This is a genomic window from Micrococcus sp. Mcc89 (genome assembly GCF_024519795.1).
GTDB classification, from domain to species: Bacteria; Actinomycetota; Actinomycetes; order Actinomycetales; family Micrococcaceae; genus Micrococcus; species Micrococcus luteus.
Window position 1 is genome coordinate 1 of the sequence record NZ_JALJRI010000055.1, and the last position, 2736, is coordinate 2736.

General features: G+C 67.4%; 1 protein-coding gene. It reads right to left on the reverse strand.

Annotated features, from left to right (window positions below):
* Nucleotides 1-318 precede the first annotated feature (318 nt).
* Nucleotides 319-2427: an acyltransferase family protein gene (locus tag NR072_RS06595; protein ID WP_145951589.1), complete on the reverse strand. Its 2109-nt coding sequence runs from the start codon at nt 2425-2427 to the stop codon at nt 319-321.
* Nucleotides 2428-2736 lie beyond the last annotated feature (309 nt).

The following is a 2736-nucleotide window of genomic DNA, read 5'->3' on the forward strand; positions in this document are numbered from 1 at the left end:
CGTCAGCGGGTCATTCCCTGGCCACCTATGGGCAGCTTTTCATGGCCGCTTACAGTCAGTATGCGCCCCTGCAGCAGTAGCGCGGACGGGTGGCCAGGTATGACGAGTGCACGATCATCTACCGGGCCGCCGAGCGCCTGACCACTGGGGTCACATGGTTGAAGCTGGTGTCAGACACGCCCTGGGCGCGCCCGGCGCCGTAGTTCTGCTCCGCATGCTGCCCACCTCTTCGAGGCCGATAGAGGAGCGGGAACGGACTGAGGGTGTCATCAACACCCGCACCATTCCCATCCCTTGATCAGCGCGCTCGAGAGAGCCTCAGCGTCCTAGACGCATGCCGTCGTGCTCCAGGGCCGCCAGCACACGCTCGATGAAGACGGGAGCAAGAGTCTCTACATACGTTGGGGTGAGGTGGTTGTCGTCCCAGTACACATGGACGTTGCCCACCGTGGGCTGGCACTGACGGTCCGGGCAGATCATGTCGTTCAGCTGCACCTGCGCGATGCGGGGATGAGCATCGGCCAATCCGGCCAGGGGGCTGGTGTTCGGATCGAGTACGGCATGCGTCCAGCGGCACGTCACCGCATCGACCCCGTGCATCGTTCCGCAGGTCGTGGGCGATCCGGCCGCAAACCGGGGGTTGTCCCGGAGCGCGAGGACATGGGCACCCGTCCCCGCAATCTCCTCCATCCGCCCGGTCATCCCCGGGGTGAGCATCTCCTCGTCCTCGTAGGTGCTGCGTGTGCCCTGCATGAAGACGACGTCCGGGCGCACATGCTCCACGACCAGGTTGAGGTCTGCCAGGAAGTCCGGGCACTTCGGGGAGTCGTCCACCTGCTCCTCCATCGGCGCTACCAGGCAGCTGCCCCGCGTATAGCTGACGACCTCCAGCCGTCTCTCCTCACCGAGGCGCCGGAGAGCGGGGGACCACTGCATCACGTGGCTGTTGCCGGCCATCAGCACGACGCCGGCCGGATCTGCTTGTGGGACGAGGACATGGCACGACTCGGCTCCGACCTCGGTCAACTGTGCTTCCAGGGCGGGGTCGCACTCCTCGGGGTACTCGGGGAAGGGGTACCGTCCCTCCACCACGGGCAGAACAGGGGCACCGGGGTCTCCAGCTGGCTCGTAGTCGGGGCGCAGGACGGCGGCGCCCGGGTTGTTCCGGTCGGCCGCCTCGAGGACTCGTGCGGACTCCGCTGCCTCGGCGCCGCGCCACAGGGTCACCGGCGCCACAACGAGAGCGGCGCAGGCCCCCAGTACGACGGCGGACCGCCAGGCGGCCGTCTGGGGCCAGCCCCACGCCCGCAGCGGACGCTCCACGCGCGCCGAGAGGAGGATGGCCGTGCCGAGGGAGACAAGGACGAGAGCAACGCCCGCGGCTGCGCCGGGCTTCTGCGATCCTGTGAGGACGGAGTAGGTGATGAGCAGCGGCCAGTGAACGAGGTAAAGGGCGTAGGCGGAGTCACCCAAGCGGGTGAGGGGCCGGGAGGCCAGTATCCGGTCCACACCGAAATGGGAGCCGCTGGTGCCCGCGACGATCACAGCAGTGGCCGACATCAGCGGCCACAGCGCGATCCAGCCGGGGAAGGCGCCCTGGACGTCCACCACGACGCCGACGGCGATCATGCTCGCGAGCCCTGCCCAGCCGAGGAACACCCGTGTGCGCCGTCCCAGGTGAAGGAATGGAAGGGCAAGCGCGAGGAGGGAACCGAGGGCGAACTCCCATAGGCGCGCCCGGGTGTCGAAGTACGTGAACGCCTGGTTCTGGGAGGTCTGGGTCACCGACCACAGCAGGGACACGACGAACACCGAGGCGAACGCAGTCGTGAGGACGGCTCGGGGCCGCGCCCCGGTGCGGCGGGCCACCAGGGCTGAGACAAGGAAGAGGAGCGGCCACAGGATGAACACCTGCCCCTGGACCGACAGCGACCAGAAATGCTGGAAGGGGGACAGCGAGGTGTTGTCGGCGGCGTAGTAGTCGACGGCATTGAACGCCAGGGCCCAGTTTTCCACGTAGAGGGCCGACGCCAGCGCCTCCGTCCGCCACGAAGCACGGTCGGCCAGCGGATACACCGTGGCCACGGCAACCAGGGTGGTCAAGATCGTCAGCACCGCCATGGGCATGAGGCGCGTGAAGACGTGAAGCCAGTAGCGCCCCACCGCGAGGGGCCTTCCGGACTCCATCTTGCGGGTGAAGGAGCCTGTCAGGAAGAAAGCCGAGATGAACAGGAAGATGTCGACGCCGCCCGACACCCTGTCCGTGAAGATGTGGAACACCACCACCAGGAGGACTGCGACCGCGCGCAAGCCCTGGATCTCCGGTCGCCAGTCCGCCTGCCTTCGGGCCACCACAGGAGTCGAATCGGGCCCATCAGCCGCGTGTCGGGGGCGGTAGCCGCGGGGATAGACGGACGGATTGGTCATGGTGGCCTCGGCAGTGTCAGAGGGATGGGAAGGCAAACGGCAACATCATGCCTGAGGGTGGTTCTTTCGAACGGGAAGCTGACCAGCGGATTGAGGCTCGTGGCCCAGCCCTCACGTCGCACAACGGCGCCCGCACCCTCGCGCGGTAGGGAGCGGGCGCCGTCGTGGGGGCGAAAGGGAACGCCTCAGGCGTCGTCGGCCTCCCCGGACTACTGCTCACTGAAGCGCCCTGGGTTCCGTTCCGAGGTCAGGATGCAACGGGCGCTGAATCCTGATCGTGAGTGTAAGCCGCCTCAACCTCTGCGGGAG